A 2,643-nucleotide genomic window follows, 5' to 3' on the forward strand; every position below is an offset into this window, starting at 1 on the left:
GGCGCGGGCGAGGAGTTCGGGGGCGGCCGCGTCAACGTCGGCGGCGACGGGGGTGGGCTGCTCAGGGGGCTGGTCGGTACGGTTGGCCATTGGGCCTGCCCTTTCTGGTTGAGGTGGGCCTGGCCCCCGGCCATATGGAGCGGCAACTCCGGCCGGGGGCCGTTCTGCATCAGCAGTGCGGGACTGCTTCCCTCGAATGTATGGGGTCCCATACACTCAAGGCAAGTAGCCCGCCCGAATGAGATGAGGCCGGGTGTGACCGAGGAGGCTCAGCGGGTGATCGAAGCCATGGACGCGGTGGAGGCGATTGCCGACCCGGAGAAGCGCGCGCGGGCGATCAGTGAGGTGCTCGCCGACCAGGGCGACCGGGCGAAACGGTGGCGTGAGGACCGTCGCAAGGTCGTGCTGGATCTGCGTGCGCAGGAGCCGCCGGTGTCGTACCGGAAGATCGCTGCTCTGTTGGGGGTGTCGCTGCGGACGGTGCAGGACATCGAGGCGGGCTATACCGGGTCGGGGAAGAACCGGCCGCGCAAGGAGGAGGGGTAGCGGTGGATGATCTGATCCAGTGGCTGCGCGCCCAGCTCGACGCCGACCAGCGGGACGCGGAAGCGCGGCGCGGCATCTTCCCGCAGCCCGGCGTGGACGACGACGGCGTGGTCTGGCTGCACGTCCGGCCGGGCGGGAACGCCGTCCTCGTCCGCCAGCGTGACCCGATCGCGGGCTACGACGACCTGGCCAAGCTGAAGAGCTGGGCGGACACGGAGAACGGCTGGACGCAAGAGCGGGTCCTGCGTGAGATCGACGCCAAGCGGCAGATCACCCGCGAGTGGGAGGACGCCAAGCGCACCGCCGAGAGCGATCCGTCCGACGCTTCCGCGCGGGTGGCCCTGCTCGCCTTCGAGATCACGCTGCGCCTGCACGCCGCCGTGTACGACGCCCGGCCCGGCTACCGCGAGGAGTGGCGGCCGTGACAGGGAAACGATCGGTTGAATGGCCACCCCACGTACGTGATGCGCTGCTGATAGACGTACGGCTGACGCACGAGGCCGCGCAGGAGGCAGAGGCCCGGCTCAAGATGCGTATCTATCTCGCGGTCGAGCAGGGGCTGACCACGCGCCAGATCGCCGAGCAGCTGGGTAGCGTCTCCCAGCAGACGATCAGCCGGTGGCGGCTGGAGGGTGAGGCGTTGTGCCGGGAAAGGCTGACTGACGAGTAGCCGCGCACCGATGCCCCCGTCTCCGTCGAGGCGGGGGCATCCTCATGCCCGGAGCAACCCCACGTGCGCCCGCCCACCCGCCGCGCGACGCTGGGAGCATGAGCACAGCGCGCGTCGCGGTTCACCCGCCGGCCGAGAACGGCGGCCGCCGGGTCACCGTGGACGGGACGTTCGTCGGCGTGGCCTTCAGCCTCCACGATCTCGCCGTCTTCCTGGAGCGGGCCGGCCTTGAGGGCTGGGACGAACTGGACGTGGCCGCGCACGCCGAGCTGATCGACTGGCGGGGCGGTGGCCCGGAGATGTGGGAGCGCTGACGGGAGATTCCCTGTCGCTGGGGAGTGTTGGCCGGCGACCGCCGGTAGGTTCGTCGTACTGACGTTGTGTCTTGGAGGGTCCGACGCAGTGCGCGGGGTGGTGCCCGCGGTGGCCCGTCGCCCTGGGAGTGGGGCGGCGGGCCGCGTGCTGTCCGGGTCAGGCGGCGTCGGCCTCGAGCTGGGCCGCGGTGATGCGTGCGGCGAGGGCGAGCTCTTCGCGGCTGTACATCGACTCGCAGGTGGTGCAGTCGATGTACAGCTGGTGGTCCGTTTCGACGAGGGTGAGGCTGTCGCAGCGCGGGCACGGCTGCGGGACGGGCCGCCGCTGAGGGCGCAGGCAGGTGATTCTGCGGATGGTGCGCATCAGCTCGTAGAGGTCGTCGCGCAGGGCGCCCGCCCACGGCTGGCGTGCGGCCCAGTCGAGGACGCGGGGGACGTCGAGCCATGCGGCGAGGGCCTGCGGGGCGAGAGCCGCGGGTGGGTTCCAACGGCGGTCCTCGGAGATGAGACGCACCCAGTGGATGAGGACGCCGGCGATGGGCAGGGGACCGTGCTGATCGTGCTGCGCCTGGCCGTACGGGTCGCGGACGCGGTCGTTCCAGGCGGCGGGGCCGAGGAGGGTGAGGACGTCGTCGCGGCCGGGCAGGGGGGCGGTGCGGTAGGCGGTGCGGCCGCCGGTGGAGGCACCGGTGGTCTCCCGCTGGCGGGAGCCCTCGAGGACGATGATCTGCGTAGGGATCTCCTGCAGCCAGACGCTGATGACGTGGACGCAGGGCGTGCAGATCGTCTGCCCGTTGGCGAGCTCGTGCTCACGCAGGCCGCGGTGACAGGTGGTAGCGGCGCAGGGCGTCGAGGACGGGTCGCTCATGCCGTGCTCCAGCGGGTTGTGTCGGTGCATTTGTGGTCGTGTGCTGCGCCGCTGCTGTGCTGGGCGAGTAGGCAGCACGGGTCCAGCGGGGGCGGGTTGTCGCCGAGGGCGCGGCGTCTGGCCCAGTCGTGTTCGGCGACGACGCGGTGGTGGGCGGTGTAGCTGCGGGCGGCGTCCCAGGCGAAGAGCGCGGCGGCGCATAGGCCGGGGAGGGCGAGCCAGGGGTGGGCGGTGGCGCTGTAGAG

The 2,643-nt window shown here is 71.5% G+C and carries 6 protein-coding genes; 4 read left to right on the forward strand and 2 right to left on the reverse strand.

Features of this window, described 5'->3' with window-relative positions:
* Positions 1 to 255 precede the first annotated feature (255 nt).
* The 4 genes from ABZ780_RS31535 (at position 256) to ABZ780_RS31550 (ending at position 1,530) form a co-directional block, all read left to right on the forward strand.
* Positions 256 to 546: a helix-turn-helix domain-containing protein gene (locus tag ABZ780_RS31535; protein WP_357488378.1), complete on the forward strand. Its 291-nt coding sequence runs from the start codon at positions 256 to 258 to the stop codon at positions 544 to 546.
* A gap of 2 nt (positions 547 to 548) precedes the next feature.
* Positions 549 to 971: a DUF6221 family protein gene (locus tag ABZ780_RS31540; RefSeq protein ID WP_357488380.1), complete on the forward strand. Its 423-nt coding sequence runs from the start codon at positions 549 to 551 to the stop codon at positions 969 to 971.
* On the forward strand, positions 968 to 1,216 hold the full coding sequence (locus ABZ780_RS31545; RefSeq protein WP_357488382.1) for a helix-turn-helix domain-containing protein: 249 nt from the start codon (positions 968 to 970) through the stop codon (positions 1,214 to 1,216). The genes ABZ780_RS31540 and ABZ780_RS31545 overlap by 4 nt, the downstream gene beginning before the upstream one ends.
* 98 nt (positions 1,217 to 1,314) lie before the next feature.
* A complete protein-coding gene (locus ABZ780_RS31550; protein WP_357488384.1) occupies positions 1,315 to 1,530 on the forward strand; it encodes a hypothetical protein in 216 nt (71 codons plus the stop codon).
* 157 nt (positions 1,531 to 1,687) lie between these two features.
* Here the strand turns inward: ABZ780_RS31550 and ABZ780_RS31555 are convergent, their stop codons facing one another.
* The gene (locus ABZ780_RS31555) at positions 1,688 to 2,398 is read right to left on the reverse strand and encodes a hypothetical protein (protein ID WP_357488386.1); all 711 of its coding nucleotides are present in this window, start codon (positions 2,396 to 2,398) and stop codon (positions 1,688 to 1,690) included.
* A partial coding sequence (locus tag ABZ780_RS31560; protein WP_357488388.1) for a hypothetical protein occupies positions 2,395 to 2,643 on the reverse strand: 249 nt, incomplete at its 5' end. The genes ABZ780_RS31555 and ABZ780_RS31560, both read right to left, overlap by 4 nt.

The organism is Micromonospora sp. NPDC047467 (genome assembly GCF_040643095.1).
In the GTDB taxonomy this organism is placed as follows: Bacteria; Actinomycetota; Actinomycetes; order Mycobacteriales; family Micromonosporaceae; genus Micromonospora.

Excerpts from the sequence above, each read along its gene's own strand:
- ABZ780_RS31550 (WP_357488384.1), top strand. The coding sequence starts at position 1,315 with ATGAGCACAGCGCGCGTCGCGGTTCACCCGCCGGCCGAGAACGGCGGC.
- ABZ780_RS31555 (WP_357488386.1), bottom strand. The coding sequence starts at position 2,398 with ATGAGCGACCCGTCCTCGACGCCCTGCGCCGCTACCACCTGTCACCGC.